Raw genomic sequence first — 21,848 nt, 5'->3', positions numbered from 1 at the left:
CCTACGGGGACCGTAACGTACGGCCGAAGTCCGACCTACGGGGACTACCGGGACGGACCGACGTCGGACCGACTACGGCCGAGTCCGACTCGGGACTACCGGGAGCACTGGACCTACTGGGAACACCGGGACTACCGGGAGCACTGGACCTACTGGCATCACTGGGACTACCGGAGGCACTGGACCTACTGGCATCACTGGGACTACCGGAGGCACTGGACCTACTGGGAACACCGGGACTACCGGGAGCACTGGACCTACTGGGAACACCGGGACTACCGGGAGTACTGGACCTACTGGGAACACCGGGACTACCGGGAGCACTGGACCTACTGGCATTACTGGGACTACCGGTAGTACTGGACCCGCTGGAAGCAGTTCAGCAAAAAGCATCCTTTTCCAAGGAACTAACACTGAGTTTCAACGTATAGCAGGTGCTCCAGCAGTTGGTTCCAATATTATTCCTTATGTAGTTGCTGGATCTGGAAATATAGCTGGTTTTTCTGCATCTATAAATGTAAATAATTTGCCTATAGAAGTTTATACAATTCAAATCTGCACTAATGTCCCAACAAACCTTTCCGCCCCTACCTCTAATCACGTTATATCTACTATTACTTTTACCACTACGGCTAAAATCACTGGAACAATCACGTTTACTATTACTCCTTCAGACTTTGGATCACAGCTAGTTCAAGTGTATGATCCTATCCCTTTACCAGGACCTGCCACTGTTATTTGGACTAGTACAACAACTGGAAATCCAGTTTCAAGAGGAGATGCATTATGCCTTTATATTAGCCCTGGGATTACTGACAGTGCTATATACTCCATTTTTCTAATTACCTCTATTTAAACTGTACTCTATAGAAAAAACTTTAATCAGTAGGGGGATCTTCCCTACTGATTATTGGTTGAACCAATTGGATCTTAACGCAAGATAAATCAAAAAAACATCACTTTTAATTAAGTGATGTTTTCTATTTATCTCTTACACTATCATTAAATCGGCAATATAATCTCAACAGTCGTTCCAACTCCAACTTCACTTTCAAAGTTCAATTTACCGTGGTGATCTTTAATAATATTTTCCGTAACTACTAATCCTAAGCCTGTTCCAGTTTCTTTCGTTGTGTAAAAAGCTTCATTTAGCTTCGGAATTTTATCTTTTGGAATGCCGCATCCCTCATCTATAATTTGCACAATGATTACATCTTCCACTATAACTTTCACAGTAATAGTTCCGCCAACTGACATTGCTTCAATCGCATTTTTTATTAAATTAAAAAATACTTGTTTCAATCGTTTTTCATCGCATGTAATTGAAGGGATATCTTTACTATAAATAGCATGCATTTTTATCCCTTGTTCTAAAGCTGGCTTTTCCATAACCCTGATAACATAAGAGATAATTTCTTTAATATTATGAGTTTCTGACTCTATCGATTTAGATTTCTCAAACCCACTGAGTTCTGTAGCTATTGTATAAATTCGCTCTATTTCCTGTCTCATAATTTCACTATAAATCTTATCTTCTGGATGTTTTTTTGCTTGCTTCTTCACAAGTTTTTTCAATTTTTCTAACGGTCTTCTAATCTTATCGCCAATTACTGTTGCCATTTTTCCAACCATCGCTAATTTTTCTACCTTTTGTATTTCTTTGTCCATCATTTCAAGTGTACGAACGTAAGATTGGAATCTTAAGAATATAATCCAACATATAATAACAAACGCGCTGTATAATCCCATTGGGATAAAAACGATAAAGGATTGAACAACGAATCCCATAAGTACATATTTTCCAACAATAGTTCCGGCAACTAACCAAAAGTACCTCTTATTCACAAATATCGGTGCAAATAAAATAAAGAATCCTTCTACTATATTCCCGCCATCAAATTCCGCATCACTTCCGTAATAAATAATGAAGTTATTAATAAAATCCAATATATTATAGCCAATTAAAATAATATACTTCACAATATACGGCTTTTCCAATTTTATAATATAAAGTCCGACAAGGAATAATCCAATCATCAAAATATATAGCCATAGACCTAAGCCTTCTCCAAAAACATCTGCTAGTTTTTGATTTTCATCTGATAAAAGAACAATAGCCTTTTCAGAAAAATCATACGCAAAAAATATAAAGAAGAATAAGCTTAAAAATATTTTTAACGCCTTTATCTCTTCTTTTTCAAATATATTGCCTTTTTCCATATGATAACTCCTTTAACAAGCCCTCTTAATCTTGTGTCACATTGCGCTTACGTTTTTTCGGGAGCAGTATTTCTACTCTCGTTCCCTTTTTTACTTCACTAGAAATATGTAATTCTCCAAGATGCTCCGTAATAATTCGCTCTGCTACCGTAAGACCTAATCCAATTCTATCTTGCTTTGTTGTATAAAAAGCATTCTTAACTCTTCCTAAATTATCCTTTTTTATCCCAAAGCCACTATCTACTATACTTACTATTACGTAATCTCTTTTTTTATTTTCAACTTGTATTTTTAATGTTCCACCATGTTCCATTGCCTCTAAAGCATTTTTAATAACATACAAAAATACTCCTTTTAATTTGCGTTTATCACATTCAATTCCACTTCTATTTTTCTCTTCATTAAATATGCAATTTATATTTAATTCGTCCATTTTTCCGCGCATATTTTCTACTGCTTGTACTAAAACATCACTTACAATGTGTTTTTCATAAACAGAAGGTTTACATGCAGCAATCTCCATTAATTCACTAATCATGTTATTCATATTTTCTATTTCAAGAATCATTTGTCCATATGTTGCATCTTTTTCGTGTTTCTCTTTTTGTAATTGCGTAAACCCTTTTAATGAAGCAAGTGGATTTTTAATTTCATGCCCAACTGTCGCTGCCATTTTTCCGATAACCGCCAATTTTTGTGACTGGCTTGCCTCTGCAATACGTCCCTTTACTGCTGAAAGATATTGTAAAAATCGATTTAAAATAATAAATGACACAAAAAGCAACAACATATTGATAACAAGAGGTATAAACAAGTTAAGTTCTCCAAATACAAATAGGTATATCATATATTTCCCTATAAGAAATGGCGCTAAGATAAATAAATATCTTTTACTCAAAAATATCGGTACGAAGAAAATGAAAATAAATTCAATTACATTCCCTTCATCAAATGCTATTGTATTACAAAAAGCATACCATCCAATATTAAAAATCTCTGCGATCATGTATGCAAATAAATATGTATATTTAACTAAATATGCTTTTCCTCTCTCAAATAAATAAACACTAATACCTAATATAACCATAATATATGCAAGCTTCCATATCACTTTATGCCAATTTCCTAAAGGCATTGTACCTTCTATTATAATCGTGTATGTAACCTCATATACAATTAAAATAACATGTATTACCCATAAGAAAATCTTAGCGTTTGTCTTTTCTTCTTTAACTGATAGAAAACTCTCTTCCACTTCAACACCCCTTCAAAAGAATACCATTTATTATAATAAATGATTTTCATAGACAAACAAAGATAAATTGAACAAATGAGGAAAATCAATCCATAGATAATATACTTCTCCAGACCATATGTAAGCATAAAAAACATGAACAATAATACGTATAGTATGGGAGGTGCTTTATATGGATAGCCCGGACAATAAGAAGATAGAACAGTTACAATCCTTTACGAAAAACAATGAAGGAAATGAGATGACAACGAATACAGGTGTCAAAATTTCAAATGATGAAAACTCTTTAACCGCCGGCGATCGTGGTCCTACACTTTTAGAAGATTTCCTTATGCGAGAAAAACTCGCTCATTTTGACCGTGAACGAATTCCTGAAAGAGTCGTTCATGCCCGTGGTTACGGAGCACATGGTATTTTTGAGCTATATGAATCTTTAAAAGACTTAACAATGGCTCATTTTTTACAAGACCCATCTAAAAAGACACCTATTTTTATTCGTTTTTCCGAAGTTGCTGGATCAAAAGGTGCAAATGAAACGAACCGAGATGTACGAGGGTTCGCTGTTAAGTTTTATACAGAAGAAGGAAATTTCGATTTAGTAGGAAACAACATTCCAATTTTCTTCATTCAAGATGGTATTAAATTTCCAGATCTTATTCATGCTCTTAAACCCGAGCCACATAATGAGATTCCTCAGGGACAAACAGCACATGATACTTTTTGGGACTTTATCGCCAATAATCAAGAATCAGCTGCGATGATGATGTGGATTATGTCGGATCGCGCAATTCCGAGAAGTTTTCGAATGATGCAAGGATTCGGCGTTCATACATTTCGCTTAGTTAATACGCACAGAAAGTCCCGATTCGTAAAATTCCACTGGAAGCCTAAGCTTGGCGTTCACTCGTTAATTTGGGATGAAGCTCAAAAACTAGGCGGTGCTGATCCAGATTATCATCGCCGTGATTTATGGGAAAATATTAATGCTGGAAACTACCCTGAGTATGAACTTGGCGTTCAAATTTTAGAAGAAGAGGATGAATTTAAATACGATTTCGATATATTAGATGCAACAAAAATTTGGCCAGAAGAAGACTTCCCTGTTAAAATCATCGGGAAAATGACGTTAAATCGGAACGTTGATAACGTATTTGCTGAAACAGAACAAGTCGCACTGCATCCTGGAAGCATTGTCCGTGGTATTGATTTTACAAATGATCCTCTCTTACAAGGTAGGCTCTTTTCTTATACAGATACACAATTGGCGCGCGTCGGTACAAACTATCAAGAATTACCGATTAATCGTCCGGTATGCCCGTTTCATAACAACCAAAGAGATGGTGCTTCTAAATATATAATTGATAAAGGGAAAGTCGCTTACCATAATAACTCCTTAGCTAATAATTCTCCTTATACTGTCCCCGGAACAAAGGGTGGATTTGTTACATATCCTTCTACTGTATCTGGACATAAAACGAGAGAAACAGCTGCAAGTTTTAAAGACCACTTCTCACAAGCACGCTTATTTTGGAATAGTATGAGTCACGTCGAAAAAATCCATATTATGCAAGCCTTCTCCTTTGAATTAGGAAAAGTAAAAAGTAAATCCGTTCGCCAACAAGTCGTAAGTATGATTGGTCATATTAGTACAGAATTGGCTACTTTAGTCGCAGAAGCGGTCGGGGCAACAGTACCAAATGTTCAAGAATCTAATGTCACAAAATCATCCCCAGCACTCAGTATAGCAAATACAACATTTAGTCCCAGTACATTACGAGTAGGTGTCATTGTTGCAAACGGGTATGACGGGCAAAACGCACAATCTATGCTACAGCAATTCAAACGAGTCGGTCTTCAGCCAGTAATTATTTCCGAACGATTAGGTATAGTGCAAGGAACACAAAATGTACAGTGGGAAGTGAATGATACTTTCTTAACAGGATCACCGCTTCTTTATGACGGGCTATTTCTTATTGGTGGAAATCTTGATGATCATTTTCTTAACAAAGCAAGTTCATTTGTCGTAGAATCATATAATCACTTTAAACCCATTGGCGCTTTCCAAAATGGAACTACTATTATTCAATCTTTAAATATCGAAGAAAAACCTGGTGTTATAACAGAACAAAACCCTATTCTACTTGCGAATGAATTTATTCAGGCAATGACAAAACAGCGCTTTTGGGAAAGAGCCTATTAAAATGCATGAGGAGGATATATCATGTTCGTTACAGTGGAAAAAGATGTACATATTTTTGTGCAAGATATGAACCCAGGTCCTGACAGTAAAACTGTTTTCTTCGTACACGGATGGCCTTTGAATCACCAAATGTTTCAATATCAATTCAATGTTTTACCACAGCACGGGTTTCGCTGCGTCGCCATGGACATTCGCGGAAACGGGCAATCTGATAAACCATGGACCGGTTACACATATGATCGTTTAGCTGACGATATCGCAATTGTATTAGAAGCACTTCAAATACAAAATGCTACGTTAGTTGGTTTCTCAGTCGGCGGTGCTCTTTCTATTCGATACATGTCACGATATAACGGTCGCCATATTTCTAAACTTGCATTAATCGATGCCGTCTCCCCCTCTTTCGTAAAAAACCAACAATCCCCTTACGGCGTACCGAAAGAACAAGCAGATACCCTTATTAATCAAATGTATGTAAATTTGCCTAAATTTCTAAATGATGTATCTTTATCATTTTTTAATAGAAACTTAGGAGCCGCTACGTTAGAATGGTTTTCTTATCTCGGTATGCAGTCCGCTTCCTATGCTCTCATCAAAATTTTGCAAGCTGCTGCAAACGAAGACGTAACGAAGGACTTAAGTAAAATTAACGTCCCAACAAAAATCTTCCACGGTGTTCACGATCAACTTATTCCTTATAAAAGCGCTGAGCTAACAAAAGAGCGAATTAAAAACTCTGAAATATACCCTCTTACAAATAGCGGGCACGGCTCTCCTATCGATCAAGCGGATGAGTTAAATAAAGAACTTATTAAATTTTTAAATTCATAGTTACTTTACAAAAAAAGAATTTGCCGTAAGGGCAAATTCTTTTTCTTAACTACCTTTTTCTATCGATTTAGAAGACACCGGAATGAACAATGATTTATCTATTTCCTTCTTTTTCTGTCTTTGTTCATATGGCTCTTTCTTTGTCTTTTTATACATAGAATATAGACTACTACCTTGCTCTTTCTTTATTCCTTTGATCATCATATGTAAAACGAATATAGAAACAGTAAAGAATAGTAGTGGCGCAATGACAATCCATGGCGCTGCTAAAAATTCATTTTTGTATAGACCAATTAAACCCGCCCATTCATTCGTAAGTGAGTATGGTTTCCCCGTATCATAATCTACACCTCGTCCTCCAATTAATATCCCAAAGAACGACAAATGAATTAATAGCGTAAATAATTGAACAAACTGCTGTAAAAAAAGAACGACAAGAATTTCTTTTAAATACAACCATATATGCTTTCTAATAATCCGAAACTTTGAAGCTCCTAATATTTTCGAAGTTGTAACAAACTCATTTTTCATAAATAAATTGATTTCTTGATTCACATAAAGAATCACAGCTGGTAACAGCGCAAAACAAAGAACAGTAAACTGCTTTATAATAATATCCATATTAAACCCAGTTAATTGACTGTGTAACATGATTGGGAACATCCACAAAATCGCCCATAACACTGTCGGAATAAAGAAATATACTTTACATATTTTCCGAAAATTTTTTTGTACTATAGATGGTGTATGAGCTAATGTAGTGCCTAGAAACACTTGAACAATACATACACCAAATACAAATAAAATTGTAAACTTTGCACCTACTAGTAATTGAAAAAACAAATTAAAACCGTTACGATCTGTACCGAGTGGTGGTATTGTAAGCGGACTAAACGGAGCTGCAGCAATAACATCCCCATTCGTATCACGCATCCATATTGTCTTACTCATATATAAATCCTTACCAAACCATGTAATAAGATAACTAATTACAACAATCCCTATAAAGTAAAGAACACCACACAAAAAACGTTTGGAGCGAAAGTTTCTATATATCATGAGAAGCCCCTCCTGTAATACGATTCACTCGGTAATGTATAATAGCAAATAGAATATAGAATGGTACAAATAATAATAGAATCCACCATGCCATCGTTAAAGGATTTAAAGAGCCTGCCCTTATTAAGAAAGACATATATCCCGTAATATTAAAAGCTCCCTCTACCATTAAAAGGCTTGAAATCATGAACAAAAACAGCGGCTGCAAGTGATTTAATAGATGGTACATAATATTACGTAATAAATGAACATACAGTATATATTTATTACTAAATCCTTTTGCACGAGCAAATTCCACATAAGGCTTATTCCTCTCTTCCATTAAAAATAAAACGATAACACGGAAAAAATGAAGAGTTGGAACAATCGTCATACAAAGAATAGGTAAGACATATGCACGTTCATCATTAAACGCATAAATAGTAACGAAGCGATATCCTGTCTGTTTATAAATCCATACAACAAATAATTGCAAACTAAAAATTAATAACAAATCTGGAACTGATTCGATTAAAATTAAACAACTCTCAATCCACTTTTTAACTTTAGAAGAAACTAATAAATATGCAAATGAAAGGCCAATTGAAAGGATAATTGTTAAACAGGTAGCGATAAAAAGAATAGTCATAGAATACGTATAGGGTTCAATAATTCGTTCAAAAAAGGGAATTGACTGCATAGTGTTCGTATCAATATGTGCAATCTCCTTTGGAGAAGCTAACCTCTGTAAATATGTAATAAAATCAAGCTTATTCCCTAGAAACAAATAGAATGGTACGTAGCTCACAGTAAGAATAACTACGATACTAATGATAAATTCTGTTATTTTCTCGCCCCAAAAACTCTTCAATATCCCACCTCTTTTTTTAAAATTACCACACATCTTAATTATAACTGATTTTTCTGAAATTTTAATATATACCTAAATAAAAAAACTCTTAGAAATCTTAAAGAGTTTTTTACACATTAAACAAATTGTCTAATTATACACTAAATAAAAAATTCACACACTTCTCACAAATCAATCAATAAACCGATTCTATTTTAATTTATACTAAATGTACAGGTAATACTCCCTAAACCCAGACTGTCTGGTTACCCCGTTAAATACTATGAAAAAAGAACTTGTATCGTATACAAGTTCTTTTTTTCGCTTATTTAAATAATATATCCTTACTATATTGCTTTCCGGCGAGTAAGTCATATTGAATAAACTCATATTGCTTTAACATTTCTTTTTGTTTCGCTGTTAAATTTTTTATTACTTCTCCGTCTTTTCCTATCATCAATTCGTCACGAAGTACGGGAACTTCTTCATATAACTTCGATAAAAATTGATAGAACGGTACCTTATTTAATCCAGCATAATCAAGGACAAGATTTGAAAAATAAATTGGACTTACTAAACCTAAATTGTCATTTGGTATATCAAAATTGGCATACATTAATAATGGCGTTTGTGCCATTGCTAATCGTTCACTTGGCGTTTTTTCATTTGTTATATAGCCAGTCTCTTTATAAAGAGATTTATTTGTTCCTAGTGATGGGAGATGATCTCCAAAAAATACCAATAATGTAGATCTATCTAGACTATCTAGTTGCTCTATTAAATATTGAAGAGCTTCATCTGAACGTCTTAAACCTTCTGTATAAGTCTCTAATTCAGCCCTCGATTCTTCATTTTCTAATCCATTAATCTCGATTTGATTTTCGCCAAATCTTCCTTCTGTAAATGGAAAATGATTTTGCATCGTAACTGCATGAACAAACGTAGGTTTCTTTTGCTTCTCTAATTCAGCTATTATCTCTTTACTTATAGATAAATCGCTAATATAATCTCCATCAACTTCTACATTTTCCATCGTATCTTGTGCATTAAAATTATCAAAGCCTAACACTTTATATACATCATCGCGTTTAAAAAATGAGCGACCGAACGAATGAATAGCGCTTGTGTAATACCCTTCTTTTTTCAACGTTCGAGGAATAGATGGGATTTCCATTTTATTTGTAACGACTTGCTGATATGGTATAGATCCTGGTTTTAACAAACTCATTGAATAACTCGTTAACGCCTCAAATTCAACATTCGCAGTATTCCCTCCAAATGTTGGCGAAATAGTTTGTCCACCTGGAAAACTTTCTATATAATGATGCAAATTCGGTAAAGGATCTTCACTAAAGGAAAGATTCGTTAATTTCGTTGGATCCCAAAACGATTCACTCATTACAAAAATAATATTTGGTTTCTCTTCTTGCTTCTGTGCCCCTATATTGCTACCATATTGTTTCTTTATGTCGTTTGCTATTTGAAGCATATTTTCTTTTGAATAATCTTTCGGCTTTTCAATGACTGTCGTATCTAAATTACTTATAAAGCCTAACACAAAACCATTCGAAGCATAATTTTCATTTTGATTCCACAAAACGAACTCTATACCCGACTTTTGAAACCATTTATTCATAAACGTATTCGTAAAATTACCATACACATATAAAACAAAAACAGATCCTACTACTAATAAGGCTCTTACTCCTGGATGAATCTTTACACTTTGAATATATTTTCTAATATATACCCCCGCTATAATACAAGCTACAATACTTACGATAACGACAAAAATATAAATCCAACTAAAATATTCCATCACCATCGGTATAACAGATTGCATATGGCCAATCTGTGTAAAATCAGAAGGATATAGAGGCTCTCCCCTAAAAATAATTTTAAAGTGATTTACAATAGCCAAAATAATTAATACACTGCTTGTCAAAATAGTACTCAAAAAAACTTTTCCAAGTACGTTGTAAACCAAGACATATATCGCATAAATTAAAATTAAGCTAAATATAAACTGTGCATTATAGCTGTAAATCCAATTCATTGTATTGAAGAGGTCCATATTATTTTGCATAAAAATAAAAAGTAGAGTAACCGCATGAGCTACTAAAAAAGTTCTAATATAAATCCGAATAATCGGTTTAAATTTATTAACTATACCTTTATTTAAATATGCAACATACAGTAGTACAACCCACATCAAAATTGTCATTATGCTTAAAACAATTTTTTGATTTAACATATCTTTCATCGTATCTAAACTAAAATGTTTTAAAATCAAGAAAAGTGTGGGTACAACATATAAGGTTACTAAACCACTTAAAAGCGCTGAAATTAATATACTTCTTCTTGGCTGATGAAATGAATAATTATCCCTCAATTCATTCCCTCTTTTCTGTTTATTAATTTCACCCCGCACCGTAATAAAATATTACTTATATAAACATAACATATTATGTACACAACGTCTTCTCATGTACACCCTCCGTATAGTGTCATCTGTTACCTTTTGTACATACCGAATAGAAAAAAGAGATTTCCTAAGAAAGGAAATCTCTTTTTCATTACCCAACACTTTGAACACGGCCAATTTGTCCATCTTGTAATCGAACTTTAATTCCGTACGTATGTGTTTCCGTGTTTGTTAAAATATCTTTCACAACACCGCTCACAGTTTTACTATAATCTTTATCTAATTGGATAACTACATGGGAACCGACCGAAATTTGTGATCTTGTCGGCTTCCCACCCGTTGCTTGTGTTGTTTTTTCTTGTTTCTGTGTTCTCTCTTGTTGTGCAGACTGTTGTTGCTGGATCTTCTGCTCTTCTTGCTTACGCTTTTCTTCTTCTACTCTTTGCTGCTCTTCCTGCTTACGCTTTTCTTCTTCTACTCTTTGCTGCTCTTCCTGCTTACGCTTTTCTTCTTCTACTCTTTGCTGCTCTTCCTGCTTACGCTTTTCTTCTTCTACTCTTTGCTGCTCTTCCTGCTTACGCTTTTCTTCTTCTACTCTTTGCTGCTCTTCCTGCTTACGCTTTTCTTCTTCTACTCTTTGCTGCTCTTCCTGCTTACGCTTTTCTTCTTCTACTCTTTGCTGTTCTTCCTGCTTACGCTTTTCTTCTTCTACTCTTTTCTGCTCTTCCTGCTTACGCTTTTCTTCCGCTGCCTTTTGTTGTTGTTCTTGTTTACTTTCCTCTTCTACCTTCTTATCTTCTACTTTCTTCTCATCTATTTTCTGTTCTTCCGCTGCCTTCAGCTTGTCCTCTTCATCTTTACAAGCTGTTAAAACAACTACACATAAGCCCGTAAGTACAAATAATAATAATTTCTTTAACATTAAAAAAATCCTCCTATATATACATTACAAATAATGACCTTTAATAGAATAACAAATATGTATGAACCCAATTGTCGTAATTTGTCGTATGCATTGAATTTCCCATGTAACACTATATGCTACAATTGGAAAAAGGGGGTTTCCGATGTGAATACACCTACATTCTCATTTCCCAAAATCATTTTCCTCATTATTTACTTCATGCTATATATTCCATTCTTCATTCGAATTATTTCTCACAAGCCGTTAGAATTTGGATTACTTTCTCATACTCTTATCCTCTCTTCCTATTTAGCAATTACCATTTTAAATTACAAAAAGAACAACAACAACAAATGGACTGATTGTAGAATGTATAAAGGCGCTTTCTGTGTCTGTATTAGTAAAAACAAAGAAAAGACACCCATATAAGAGTGTCTTTTCCGATAGTTTTTTAGCAGAAGCAAGAAGCTCCAACTATGATTAATAAAATAAATAATACAACTAATAAAGCAAAGCCGCCGCCACAACTACTACAACTACCACCAAAGCCCATAATAGTTCCTCCTTTAGATAAGAGGAGAAAACAAGGTGTCACTCATGTATTTTAACGGATTCAATTTACTTTATGTTTTTACTCATTAATTGAGCAGGTCCTTTAAGAAAAAAAGAAAAGACACCCTAAGGTGCCTTCCTCCGACTTGATAACCAAGTTTTATGTATTAAACTTCTATCCAATATTCTTGGAATTTCAATTCTTTTTTTCATAATTTTCCAATCATATACCTTGTAAAGTTTACAATTCTTTACAGGTTAATCATACCAAACAATCGTATAGACAACGAGACTTGTATTTAAATTCCAATAAACTTATTATTTGGATATAGGGTAAAAAATAGAAAAATAAAAAGAAAACGTTATGTCGTAGGAGGAATTTATTATAAAGAACAAGATTTTTAAAGATACAGCAGTAATGTTACTAGTATTCTAATGAATGACAAGTTTGTTATAGTATTAGCTATTCTAATCTGTGTAATTTTCTATTTTGGTGTAGATTATTTATTAAGTTTAAACACTCCAATAGCAATTGGTATTGCAGGTTTAGTTATTTTATTTTGGTTTGTTGTAATGGTTCTAACACGAAAGAAATAGATTTATAGTAATTTAAAAATAGTATTTTACTGATGTATAAACCTAAAAAACTCCCTTTAGATGCTTAAGGGGAGTTTTTTTAAAATCTATATTTTATATGGATTAAGGATAACGAGGTTTTTTGATAAAAATACACAAAAACCCCGAATCATGGGCTTTTTTTAAGTGCCCATGATTCGGGATACAGTTCAATGCGACAGGTTCTTTTTGTTACTTATTTATGAAAGGAAAAAAATGATGAAATGATTAGCATGTTTACTATATAAGAGGAAGCATCCATATTTTCCATATGATACACACGATTACTATAAAGATAAAATCAAAAAAATCTAATCTCGGCCCCTTTTTCATAGTCATATCTAGCCACATATGAATCCATTTCATTTCCTTATACTTATGAATATTTTTCTTTGCAAATCGGTAAATGAGCACTTGTATAATGAGAAATCCGACTACGAAAATGAACAATAGAATGAGAAATCTGGCCACGAAATTCCTCCCTATTTTTGAAGCGTTTTTTCTACTATATGGTTCTTCAAAACCCATTCTTCAAACTGAGCACTTCCAAATTCCCAACTCAAATCACGAGCATGTACAGAAAAAACGTAATAACCGGCATATTCGTCCATAAACATTCCTGCCTCTACATCATCTTTCTGAATACCATATACTCCAAAATTAAAATATACATCCCACACGTCTTCATGCTTCCTCTTATAAGCAATCGATTCCATATCACATTCAGTTCCGAAATAATCAAGATGTAAATGTACGCTATCATCGTATTCGTAATCCATTTTATCACCCCTTATATTTGTACTTCTTTACTACCCAAAAAATTCCTGCTATATATACTCACATATGGGCACTTACCTACATATTATGCTTGTAGATTGACTTCTAGGAGGTGTCATATAGTGAAAAAATTAATTACCGTTTTTTGCATCATGTTATTAGCTGTTTTCACATTCACTGCTTGTAGTAGCACAAAGGAAAGTACGAAAGAGCAAGATCAAAAAATTCGCGTTGGCGAAGTTACCCACTCTCTTTTCTACGCACCATTATATGTTGGAATTGAAAAAGGATTTTTTAAAGAGGAAGGTTTAAATATTGACTTACAAACAACAGCTGGCGGAGATAAAACGATGACAGCCCTTTTATCTGGCGGAATCGATATTGCGCTTGTTGGTTCAGAAACATCTATTTATGTTCATCAACAAGGAGCAAAAGACCCTGTCATTAATTTTGCCCAACTTACACAAACAGATGGCACATTTTTAGTTTCACGTAAAAAATTAGATTCTTTTAATTGGAATAACGTAAAAGGCGTTACGTTTTTAGGACAGCGTAAAGGCGGCATGCCGCAAATGGTTGGAGAATACGTTTTAAAGAAAAATGGCATTGATCCACACAAAGATACAAACTTAATTCAAAATATTGAGTTTGCTAATATTGCAAATGCCTTTTCATCTGGTACGGGAGAATTTGTACAGCTCTTTGAACCGACTGCAAGTATACTGGAAAAAGAGGGAAAAGGTTATATCGTCGCGTCTTTTGGAGCTGAATCTGGCACTGTTCCGTATACAACGTTTATGGCAAAAGAAAGTTTCTTAAAGAAAGATAAAGCTGCTGCTGAAAAATTCACGCGTGCACTATATAAAGCACAGCAATGGGTTGATACTCATAGTCCAGAAGAGATTGCCAATGCTGTTTCACCACTATTTAAAGACACTTCAAAAGACATTTCAGTGAAAGTAATTGAGCGCTACAAAAAACAACATTCTTATGCGACAAATCCATTATTAGATGCTTCTGAATGGAAACAGCTCCAAACGATTATGAAAGAAGCTGGTGAATTGCAAAAAGAAGTTCCACATGAAACGCTCGTCAATACAAAAATTGCCGAAAGCGTTATTAAGAAATAGAGGCGAAGTGTATGAGCTTTTTACAAATACGTAACGTTTCTCACTGCTTTTTCGCAAAAAAAAATGCCAAACTTATTCTTGAAGATATGAGTTTACAAGTAGAAGAAGGAGAATTTATTTCTATTCTTGGTCCGAGTGGTTGCGGAAAAACAACACTCCTCTCCATCATCGCAGGGCTACTTGATCCAATTGAAGGTATCGTATTTTTAGATGGTGAACCGATTACAACTAAGACCCCATCTATGGGCTATATGCTCCAGCAAGATTACTTGTTTCCATGGAAAACAATTGAAGAAAACATTATGCTCGGACTTCATATTCGGAAGATTTATGACGAATATACGAAAGAGCATACATTAAAGCTTTTACAACAAGTCGGTTTGCATGATATAGAACAGCAATATCCTCGTGAACTATCCGGCGGTATGCGCCAACGTGCAGCACTCGTTCGAACGTTAGCGACCGATCCAAAAATTTTATTGCTGGATGAACCATTTTCCGCACTCGATTATCAAACAAAGTTAAAACTAGAAGATCTCGTCTTCACATTATTACGTAACTATAAAAAAACATCTCTACTCGTGACACACGATATTGAAGAAGCAATCGCGATGAGTGATCGTATTTATTTACTGCAGGCGAACCCTGGAAAAATTGCAAAAACGTTCATCGTCCCAGAAAGTATTCGTTCCTTATCACCGTTAGAAGCACGCCACCACCATGACTTCCCATCCCTCTTCCAAGAAATATGGAAGGAGTTGGAACGACTTGGATAATATAAAACAACTACATGAACAGTTTCGAAAAAAAGAACGCAGACGCGCATGGTTAGCACGTTCTTTACAGCTTTTACTGCTCATCCTCTTTTTTTCGCTATGGGAAATAGCTAGTAAAAAGGAGTGGATTGACCCTTTACTCTTTAGCTCTCCTTCGAGCATTTGGGATCTCTTCTTAGCGAAATGGATTGACGGTTCACTTTGGATTCACATATGGACGACATTACTGGAAACTGGAGTAGGTTTTATTCTCGGAACTGTACTCGGAGCTATTATCGCTACTTTCCTTTGGTGGATGCCACTTTTAGCCCGCGTACTTGATCCTTATCTCGTTGTCCTAAATGCAATGCCAAAAGTTGCACTCGGTCCAATTATCATTGTTATTTTTGGTCCAAACATTTCATCTTCTATCGCAATGGGAGTAATCATTTCCATCATCATTACCATTCTCGTTATTTACAGCGCATTTCAAGAAGTCGATTCCAACTATATAAAGGTCATGGACACATTTGGCGCAAATAAATGGCAATGCTATAAACACGTTATTCTCCCTTCATCTTTCCCTGCAATTATTTCAACGTTAAAAGTGAATGTTGGCTTATCGTGGGTCGGTGTTATTTTTGGGGAACTCCTCGTTTCTAAACAAGGACTTGGCTATTTAATTAGCTATGGATTCCAAGTCTTTAACTTCACACTCGTCTTGCTCAGTGTATTGCTCACTTGCGTCCTCGCAACTCTTATGTATGTATTTGTCGAGGCGTTTGAAAAACTCCTTATCGGAAAGCGAAAAAAAAGCTGACTTAGAGCGATACGCCAGAGTCAGCTTCTTTCTTTTATCTTTGATCGCACATTTTTGATTCATTTGTAACGTTTCCATTCGCAACCGTAACTGTATGGAAACAATCTTTCACACGCACTGTAACGACATTATCTTTTCGATCTATCACATGATAATCATTAAACTTTTTATCCAATGCACTACGAATTTGCTCTCCTTCAAAAATCGGAAAACCGTGAGACATTACCCAAATGAGACCAGCAACCGCAAGAATCGTTTTCATACGCTTCATTACCTCCTCGAGAGTAAACTTATAGCCCCTATAATATGCGCATTATAATTGTGTCTAATTTGTGACATTTTTATACTAATTCTATTTTAAAGCTTCAGTTCCTTCTTCTTTTTTAAAAAAAGACAGAATTTTCAATCTTATAAATATAAAGAAACGCAAAGAAGTAAAATTCTTCACGTTTTCCCTTGGCTAAAATATATCGAACACATCAATCGCATTAGCGTCCACTTTATTGTTCTATAGTTTTCGAAACATCATATAATCCCGCTAACACTTCCGCTCTCATTTTTACAAGCTCAGGGAATTGATAGAAGAAGGCAATTTTTTTATATTTTAATTCCGATCCTTCTTTCACCTTTTTTGAATCTTGTAATATAAACGCTGTAAATGTATCCGCAATATCCTCTGCTACATTTGTCGTTCCATACAGTGAAACAAACCCATCATGCTTTTCCTTAAAGAATTCAATTTGAGCTTCTTCGCTTTCTTCCACTTTCTTTTCTGTCCACTCCTGCTCAATTGGTTTCCAGAATAAATTATGGAATTGATTTATATAAGAGCTCTCTTTCGCACATCCTTCTTGTAAGAAAAGAGATTTACATTTATTTTGGTATGATGAAATATCTTTATCTTCTTCAAAAGCCTTTAAGTACTTTTCATTTACTGGTATTTGTTTATTCCCCAGCGTCAATACGTGAGCCGTCTCATGAATTAATGTTTTCATCACTTGATCAATATTAACTGCAGAATCAAGCGTATCTAAACTAAGAACCCACTCTTTCGGATACTCCATACTTGGCATAACATGAGCCACAATTCCATCGTAGCCATCTGTTACCATATCAAATTCTTTTATGTCGCTGCGATACTTAGCTGGAATAAGAGTACTGTACATATCCCATAACGACCCATGATACCCTCTATCTTGGCGTTGTTCCAACACCTCTTCTTTCGCTTCTTTATCTTCAGCGAAAACCTTATTCAATCGTTTGCGATCTAATTTATCGAAATAAGGATCTACAATTTCATCACCATCAATATAATAAGAAGCTAAAAAGAAATAATTTTCATCATCCTCTTTTTTCATTTCCGCTTCTTTCATATTCGTACTTTCATGCTCTTCTATATCATAATCTTCTGCTGCTTCTAGTTCAGATAGTCCATCTATCTTTTTATGTACTTTTTGTAGCGTTTCATCACCTATTTGTGTGCATTTTTCTGTCGTTTCACATACATCTTTTTTCTCTCTTTTCGAAGTTCGTTCCGACAAATCACATCCAGCTACTAAGCCAATTGAAATAATAAAACAAACTAATTTTCCATACAGTTCTTTCATTATAAACCTCCATCGTTACAGCCTACAAAAATATGATAATCATTTTCCAATGAATATGCGATAATTATTTATAAAAACTTTGAGGGGGTTACATATGATTCGTGCGGTCGTATTCGACTTAGATGGAACACTATTAGATCGTCGTCAATCTTTAGAAAAGTTTATTCATGATCAATATAATCGCTTCGCCTCTCATTTGATCAGCGTAGAAAAATCCGAGTATTGCTCTCGTTTTCTTGAACTCGACAATAACGGCTATACGTGGAAGGATAAAGTGTATGCCACTCTCCTTTGCGAATACAACATTACTACTTTAATACAAGAACAACTGCTGCACGACTACATTACAAACTTCCAACATCATTGTATTCCTTTCCCAAACATGCATGAACTACTTCAACAGTTAAAACAGCAAAATATAAAAATCGGTATTATTACAAATGGCTTTACTGATTTCCAAATGAACAACCTTCGAGCACTAAACATACATACGTATACAAATACAATTCTCGTTTCAGAAGCGGAAGGGATTAAAAAACCACATCCTGAGATTTTCGAACGAGCTTTGCAAAAGCTACATGTGAAGGCAGAAGAATGCATGTACGTTGGAGATCATCCAGAAAACGATGTGCTTGGTTCTGAACATGTAGGGATTCTTGGCGTTTGGAAGAGAGATTCATTTTGGGGTGACTTTGAACATTCACGCATGGTGAACGATTTGTTGGAGGTGCTTTCGCTTTTAGAGGTGGAGACGAAAACAATACGATAGTACATGGAATTTTATTAGCGATAAGGCAAGGAATATCGACTTACCAACAAAAGCTGACAATCATAAGAGGAGGCCGTTGTTCAAAAACGCCTCCTCTTCCTTTATTATTCATAAACTGTAAACTGCGGTTTACTCGGATGGTCTATCACTTGCGCATCATCTGGAAACTTTGAAACTTTTTGATATAAGGCAATGTCACCGATACAACCTGCTGTTAGTAGAATCCCTAAAAATGAGATCGCTTGATCATTCATAGCTAATCCCAATACAATTGGTAAAATTCCAGTTGGTAAAAACGGAAGCATTAACACTTTCTTCATTTGCTTTACTGTAATCGCCTTTTTAGAATGAGCATATGCAACACCTAACTTCCAATTGACACCCCATTTCAGCTCACTCCATGGAACGCCTCCGATATAGCGAAATCCTATTAAATGTATCGCTTCATGAATACAAACGAGAACAATCATTGCGATAATAAAAAGAAGCACAGTTGGTAACGTAATTTCAACTTGAAACCCACCTGAAAGAAGTGCATGCAAAAAACTAATTCCAAATGCCAAAGTAAATATTATAAAAAATGCATAGAAATTTAATTTAACCATCGAAACAGCAACAGTCGTTTCTTTTCCTTTATCCATATTTCCCCTCCTAAAATGCAAATATATCTTTACAAAATTGTATAATATACCCAAAATAATATAAAGATATATTTACATTTATTCTTGAACACAAAAAAGAAATCGGCCACTTTACTTCGTAAAACAGCCGATTTCTTCTATATGTTTCATCGTACGCGCTAATACATCATCGCGCATAATAAAGCTAAATTTTCTATCCGTTTTAATGTTATCAGGAATGTCTGTTAATAAAACAGATCCTTTCGTTTCTTCGTAATGCGTATGTGCTTCTACCGCACTAATTGTTGCAAAATAAATGTTTTTAATGATTATTTTGTCTTTTCCGGATACTTTATATTGTCCTAAGTAAGTTAAATCAGAAACTATGCCGCCGGTTTCCTCATGAACTTCTCGAACTGCCGCTTCTTCCGGTGTTTCCCCGAGTTCTACTTTACCACCTGGAAATTCAAGACCGCGGCGTAAATGATGCGTTAATAACCATTGATCCCCGTACCGGCATACAACCCAAACATGCTTTGGCTCAGGAGAAAATGGGTAACGTTCAAACGATAATTGTACAGTGTTGTGGTAATAATCTTTAAATTTGTACATGCCATTACTCCCCTATTGATGGTTACAAGCTTTCCCTACCACAAATTGTAGCATATTCTCGCTTTTCTGCATAATATTATCCAATTATAATCCATTGATTATTCCCATTTGCGCGACTAATTCTTTCGTTTCATGATTCCCTAAGTCATAAATCATTTTATATGCTTCTTGTAGTTGTTCATCATATCGATCATTATTTGAATCATGATGATACTCAACGAATGGAACATGGGAGCGTACAAACGAACCTAGATCCTCTTCATATGCTTGATCAAAATACTCCCTTAACTTTGTAATCTCCTCGTCATTTGCATAAATTTCAAAATTATATGTGTCCGCCGTCTTCACTTGTGAAATTTGACCATTTCCAACTGATATATAATATGTTTTTTTATTCTCCATGTAACACCCTTCTTTCATCCTTTTAATTTCTATTGTTTTCATCAATTACAAAATTATGTAAAATAAAGAAAAGAAGGAATTTCATTCTCAAAATATTAATTATCGGCATTATTATCGTCCTAGTCATATTAGTACTCTCCGTCATAACAATTAATAAAGGCTACGCATATAAAGTGAAACTATAATCAGTGGGGGTTTTGTTCATCCCCCACTGATTATTAGTTGAACCAATCGGGCGTTTACGGGCAGTTGATCTCCCGCCTAACTTCTTTGCTCCAGCCAAATCTTGAGGTGGGAGTTTTACTGCCCGTTAATGCGGGATAAACATTCTGTTAATAAACCAGAAGATAATCCTTATACAAAAAATAATAAAGAGGAGTCATAATATGCTTCGTATACTTCGCATCGCAATCGCACTCACTGTGATAATTATGTCGGCAATGGGGCTCTATACAGGTCAAAATAACTTTCTACCACTTTCACAATTTCTATTAGGCGCTTTAATGTTTCTCATCGCAATTGAACAAATAAAGAAAAAGGATTCAGGCACCGGATTTATTTGTATTGCTGCTGGAGCTTTCAGTTGGATTGTCCTCACCCTTACCTATTTAAAATAAAAGGAGGGATTTTATGCTAAAAGGATGCCGTATCACTTATCGCTTTATCTATAGCAATCTATAGTTTTATTAGCAGCAACAGAGACGTTATGCCCTACATGTTCATTTTCTTAGGATTAATGGTTTTTACTATAGGGATAGAAGAAATAAAAAAAGACAGAAAATCTAGTGGCACATTTGCTTTCATAGCTGGAGCTGGTGCTTTATTTCTTAGCTTCTCAGAAATATTCCGGTAAATAGTCTATTTAAAAGGAGGGTATACAATGCTAACTGGATTACGGATTGTTTTAGGACTTCTCACGCTTCTCATCATCTCACTTTGTACTTATTCTCTTATTACCGATACTTTCATATTTACCCCATACATACAATTTTCTCTCAGTTTCTCCTTTATTCTTCTAGGAATTAATGAACTGAAATCCGGACGAAAATCAATGAGCATTCCGTTTTTTTTCGTTGCTAGTTTTATATTCTACGTTTTAATATCGGACTACTTTCGCTATATGTAAAATGAAACTTTAATCACCTACCGACTATTATCTTTCACCAATTTGGCTTTTTCGAACAGGTAATAAATTTGAGGACAATCTAGACAAAAAAAGGTGGAGAATCGTATGCTAAAAACATTTCGCATTATATCCGCTCTTATCGTCATCGCTCTCGCTCTATCCGGAATGTTTACAAATCCGCTTGTTATGATGCCATATATGCTTATCGCCTTATCTGTTATGACTTTCATCATGAGCGCAGAAGAAAAACAGAAACAAAAGAACGTAAATAGTACACTCTCTTTCTTTTCTGGCGTATTCACTTTAATCGTCGCTATTATAATTATTGCCTCCCGGTAAC

General features: G+C 34.8%; 23 protein-coding genes and 2 pseudogenes. 11 read left to right on the top strand and 14 right to left on the bottom strand.

From position 1 onward, the window contains the following. Nucleotides 1–91 precede the first annotated feature (91 nt). Nucleotides 92–856 (top strand): annotated as a pseudogene (locus tag CDB3_RS33175) (collagen-like protein); the annotation flags it as partial. Nucleotides 857–1,002: 146 nt separating this feature from the next. Here the strand turns inward: CDB3_RS33175 and CDB3_RS26740 are convergent. Continuing rightward, nucleotides 1,003–2,220: an ATP-binding protein gene (locus CDB3_RS26740; RefSeq protein WP_128856564.1), complete on the bottom strand. Its 1,218-nt coding sequence runs from the start codon at nucleotides 2,218–2,220 to the stop codon at nucleotides 1,003–1,005. Nucleotides 2,221–2,245: 25 nt separating this feature from the next. Further along, a complete protein-coding gene (locus tag CDB3_RS26735) occupies nucleotides 2,246–3,475 on the bottom strand; it encodes an ATP-binding protein (protein WP_128856563.1) in 1,230 nt (409 codons plus the stop codon). A 172-nt stretch (nucleotides 3,476–3,647) separates the two neighbouring features. Here CDB3_RS26735 and CDB3_RS26730 point away from each other — a divergent pair, with 172 nt between their 5' ends. Together CDB3_RS26730 and CDB3_RS26725 are read left to right on the top strand one after the other, a co-directional pair. After that, on the top strand, nucleotides 3,648–5,675 hold the full coding sequence (locus CDB3_RS26730) for a catalase (protein WP_128856562.1): 2,028 nt from the start codon (nucleotides 3,648–3,650) through the stop codon (nucleotides 5,673–5,675). A 21-nt stretch (nucleotides 5,676–5,696) separates the two neighbouring features. Then, entirely contained in the window at nucleotides 5,697–6,506 is an 810-nt protein-coding gene (locus tag CDB3_RS26725; RefSeq protein ID WP_128856561.1) for an alpha/beta fold hydrolase, read from the top strand. Nucleotides 6,507–6,551: 45 nt separating this feature from the next. On the opposite strand, the gene CDB3_RS26720 is transcribed toward CDB3_RS26725, so the two are convergent. From CDB3_RS26720 to CDB3_RS26685, 7 genes are all read right to left on the bottom strand, one after another. Then, on the bottom strand, nucleotides 6,552–7,565 hold the full coding sequence (locus CDB3_RS26720) for an ABC transporter permease subunit (protein WP_128856560.1): 1,014 nt from the start codon (nucleotides 7,563–7,565) through the stop codon (nucleotides 6,552–6,554). After that, complete coding sequence (locus CDB3_RS26715) at nucleotides 7,555–8,415, bottom strand: ABC transporter permease subunit (RefSeq protein ID WP_128856559.1); 861 nt, start codon at nucleotides 8,413–8,415, stop codon at nucleotides 7,555–7,557. Before CDB3_RS26715 ends, CDB3_RS26720 begins: the two co-directional genes overlap by 11 nt. A gap of 304 nt (nucleotides 8,416–8,719) precedes the next feature. Further along, the gene (locus CDB3_RS26710) at nucleotides 8,720–10,786 is read right to left on the bottom strand and encodes an LTA synthase family protein (RefSeq protein WP_128856558.1); all 2,067 of its coding nucleotides are present in this window, start codon (nucleotides 10,784–10,786) and stop codon (nucleotides 8,720–8,722) included. Nucleotides 10,787–10,970: 184 nt separating this feature from the next. Continuing rightward, nucleotides 10,971–11,741, bottom strand: coding sequence for a YwbE family protein (locus tag CDB3_RS26705; protein WP_128856557.1), 771 nt, complete (start codon nucleotides 11,739–11,741; stop codon nucleotides 10,971–10,973). Nucleotides 11,742–12,174: 433 nt separating this feature from the next. Beyond that, the gene (locus CDB3_RS26695; protein ID WP_000505688.1) at nucleotides 12,175–12,276 is read right to left on the bottom strand and encodes a YjcZ family sporulation protein; all 102 of its coding nucleotides are present in this window, start codon (nucleotides 12,274–12,276) and stop codon (nucleotides 12,175–12,177) included. A gap of 854 nt (nucleotides 12,277–13,130) precedes the next feature. Then, nucleotides 13,131–13,361 (bottom strand): hypothetical protein, encoded by a 231-nt coding sequence (locus CDB3_RS26690; RefSeq protein ID WP_128856555.1) that lies wholly within the window; start codon nucleotides 13,359–13,361, stop codon nucleotides 13,131–13,133. A gap of 11 nt (nucleotides 13,362–13,372) precedes the next feature. Then, nucleotides 13,373–13,669: a DUF3986 family protein gene (locus CDB3_RS26685; protein ID WP_097808238.1), complete on the bottom strand. Its 297-nt coding sequence runs from the start codon at nucleotides 13,667–13,669 to the stop codon at nucleotides 13,373–13,375. A 120-nt stretch (nucleotides 13,670–13,789) separates the two neighbouring features. On the opposite strand from CDB3_RS26685, the gene CDB3_RS26680 reads away from it, so the two are divergent. Genes CDB3_RS26680 through CDB3_RS26670 form a run of 3 tightly spaced genes read left to right on the top strand, consistent with a single transcriptional unit; the run spans nucleotide 13,790 to nucleotide 16,372 of the window. Beyond that, nucleotides 13,790–14,797 (top strand): ABC transporter substrate-binding protein, encoded by a 1,008-nt coding sequence (locus CDB3_RS26680; RefSeq protein ID WP_128856554.1) that lies wholly within the window; start codon nucleotides 13,790–13,792, stop codon nucleotides 14,795–14,797. 11 nt (nucleotides 14,798–14,808) lie between these two features. Beyond that, a complete protein-coding gene (locus tag CDB3_RS26675; RefSeq protein WP_128856553.1) occupies nucleotides 14,809–15,573 on the top strand; it encodes an ABC transporter ATP-binding protein in 765 nt (254 codons plus the stop codon). After that, the gene (locus CDB3_RS26670) at nucleotides 15,566–16,372 is read left to right on the top strand and encodes an ABC transporter permease (protein WP_128856552.1); all 807 of its coding nucleotides are present in this window, start codon (nucleotides 15,566–15,568) and stop codon (nucleotides 16,370–16,372) included. Before CDB3_RS26675 ends, CDB3_RS26670 begins: the two co-directional genes overlap by 8 nt. 34 nt (nucleotides 16,373–16,406) lie before the next feature. Here the strand turns inward: CDB3_RS26670 and CDB3_RS26665 are convergent, their stop codons facing one another. Continuing rightward, a complete protein-coding gene (locus CDB3_RS26665; RefSeq protein ID WP_097829578.1) occupies nucleotides 16,407–16,634 on the bottom strand; it encodes a hypothetical protein in 228 nt (75 codons plus the stop codon). 238 nt (nucleotides 16,635–16,872) lie between these two features. Continuing rightward, on the bottom strand, nucleotides 16,873–17,979 hold the full coding sequence (locus CDB3_RS26660) for a recombinase family protein (RefSeq protein WP_128856551.1): 1,107 nt from the start codon (nucleotides 17,977–17,979) through the stop codon (nucleotides 16,873–16,875). Between the two features lie 94 nt (nucleotides 17,980–18,073). On the opposite strand from CDB3_RS26660, the gene CDB3_RS26655 reads away from it, so the two are divergent. Continuing rightward, entirely contained in the window at nucleotides 18,074–18,748 is a 675-nt protein-coding gene (locus CDB3_RS26655) for an HAD family hydrolase (RefSeq protein WP_128856550.1), read from the top strand. 104 nt (nucleotides 18,749–18,852) lie between these two features. Here the strand turns inward: CDB3_RS26655 and CDB3_RS26650 are convergent, their stop codons facing one another. From CDB3_RS26650 to CDB3_RS26640, 3 genes are all read right to left on the bottom strand, one after another. Then, on the bottom strand, nucleotides 18,853–19,389 hold the full coding sequence (locus CDB3_RS26650) for a DUF3267 domain-containing protein (RefSeq protein ID WP_128856549.1): 537 nt from the start codon (nucleotides 19,387–19,389) through the stop codon (nucleotides 18,853–18,855). A gap of 111 nt (nucleotides 19,390–19,500) precedes the next feature. After that, entirely contained in the window at nucleotides 19,501–19,980 is a 480-nt protein-coding gene (mutTA, locus tag CDB3_RS26645; protein WP_000276383.1) for an antimutator 8-oxo-(dGTP/GTP)ase, read from the bottom strand. A gap of 84 nt (nucleotides 19,981–20,064) precedes the next feature. After that, nucleotides 20,065–20,382, bottom strand: a complete 318-nt coding sequence (locus CDB3_RS26640) for a hypothetical protein (RefSeq protein WP_000428378.1) — start codon at nucleotides 20,380–20,382, stop codon at nucleotides 20,065–20,067. Nucleotides 20,383–20,444: 62 nt separating this feature from the next. Here CDB3_RS26640 and ytzI point away from each other — a divergent pair. The 4 genes and pseudogenes from ytzI to CDB3_RS26610 form a co-directional block, all read left to right on the top strand. Continuing rightward, nucleotides 20,445–20,555: pseudogene (ytzI, locus tag CDB3_RS26635) on the top strand (YtzI protein); the annotation flags it as partial. 213 nt (nucleotides 20,556–20,768) lie between these two features. Further along, the gene (locus tag CDB3_RS26625; RefSeq protein WP_128856548.1) at nucleotides 20,769–20,999 is read left to right on the top strand and encodes a YczI family protein; all 231 of its coding nucleotides are present in this window, start codon (nucleotides 20,769–20,771) and stop codon (nucleotides 20,997–20,999) included. Between the two features lie 38 nt (nucleotides 21,000–21,037). Beyond that, the gene (locus tag CDB3_RS26620; protein WP_128856568.1) at nucleotides 21,038–21,235 is read left to right on the top strand and encodes a YczI family protein; all 198 of its coding nucleotides are present in this window, start codon (nucleotides 21,038–21,040) and stop codon (nucleotides 21,233–21,235) included. Between the two features lie 378 nt (nucleotides 21,236–21,613). Beyond that, the gene (locus CDB3_RS26610) at nucleotides 21,614–21,847 is read left to right on the top strand and encodes a hypothetical protein (protein WP_128856546.1); all 234 of its coding nucleotides are present in this window, start codon (nucleotides 21,614–21,616) and stop codon (nucleotides 21,845–21,847) included. Nucleotide 21,848 lies beyond the last annotated feature (1 nt).

Source organism: Bacillus sp. CDB3 (assembly GCF_002081505.1).
GTDB lineage: Bacteria > Bacillota > Bacilli > Bacillales > Bacillaceae_G > Bacillus_A > Bacillus_A cereus_AT.
The sequence above is the reverse complement of the archived record's forward strand: the minus strand, read 5'-3'. Positions and strand labels throughout refer to the sequence as shown.

Excerpts from the sequence above, each read along its gene's own strand:
- CDB3_RS26740 (WP_128856564.1), bottom strand. The coding sequence starts at position 2,220 with ATGGAAAAAGGCAATATATTTGAAAAAGAAGAGATAAAGGCGTTAAAA.
- CDB3_RS26730 (WP_128856562.1), top strand. The coding sequence starts at position 3,648 with ATGGATAGCCCGGACAATAAGAAGATAGAACAGTTACAATCCTTTACG.
- CDB3_RS26725 (WP_128856561.1), top strand. The coding sequence starts at position 5,697 with ATGTTCGTTACAGTGGAAAAAGATGTACATATTTTTGTGCAAGATATG.
- CDB3_RS26720 (WP_128856560.1), bottom strand. The coding sequence starts at position 7,565 with ATGATATATAGAAACTTTCGCTCCAAACGTTTTTTGTGTGGTGTTCTT.
- CDB3_RS26705 (WP_128856557.1), bottom strand. The coding sequence starts at position 11,741 with ATGTTAAAGAAATTATTATTATTTGTACTTACGGGCTTATGTGTAGTT.
- CDB3_RS26695 (WP_000505688.1), bottom strand. The coding sequence starts at position 12,276 with ATGGGCTTTGGTGGTAGTTGTAGTAGTTGTGGCGGCGGCTTTGCTTTA.
- CDB3_RS26685 (WP_097808238.1), bottom strand. The coding sequence starts at position 13,669 with ATGGATTACGAATACGATGATAGCGTACATTTACATCTTGATTATTTC.
- CDB3_RS26675 (WP_128856553.1), top strand. The coding sequence starts at position 14,809 with ATGAGCTTTTTACAAATACGTAACGTTTCTCACTGCTTTTTCGCAAAA.
- CDB3_RS26665 (WP_097829578.1), bottom strand. The coding sequence starts at position 16,634 with ATGAAAACGATTCTTGCGGTTGCTGGTCTCATTTGGGTAATGTCTCAC.
- CDB3_RS26660 (WP_128856551.1), bottom strand. The coding sequence starts at position 17,979 with ATGAAAGAACTGTATGGAAAATTAGTTTGTTTTATTATTTCAATTGGC.
- CDB3_RS26655 (WP_128856550.1), top strand. The coding sequence starts at position 18,074 with ATGATTCGTGCGGTCGTATTCGACTTAGATGGAACACTATTAGATCGT.
- CDB3_RS26650 (WP_128856549.1), bottom strand. The coding sequence starts at position 19,389 with ATGGATAAAGGAAAAGAAACGACTGTTGCTGTTTCGATGGTTAAATTA.
- mutTA (WP_000276383.1), bottom strand. The coding sequence starts at position 19,980 with ATGTACAAATTTAAAGATTATTACCACAACACTGTACAATTATCGTTT.
- CDB3_RS26640 (WP_000428378.1), bottom strand. The coding sequence starts at position 20,382 with ATGGAGAATAAAAAAACATATTATATATCAGTTGGAAATGGTCAAATT.
- CDB3_RS26625 (WP_128856548.1), top strand. The coding sequence starts at position 20,769 with ATGCTTCGTATACTTCGCATCGCAATCGCACTCACTGTGATAATTATG.
- CDB3_RS26610 (WP_128856546.1), top strand. The coding sequence starts at position 21,614 with ATGCTAAAAACATTTCGCATTATATCCGCTCTTATCGTCATCGCTCTC.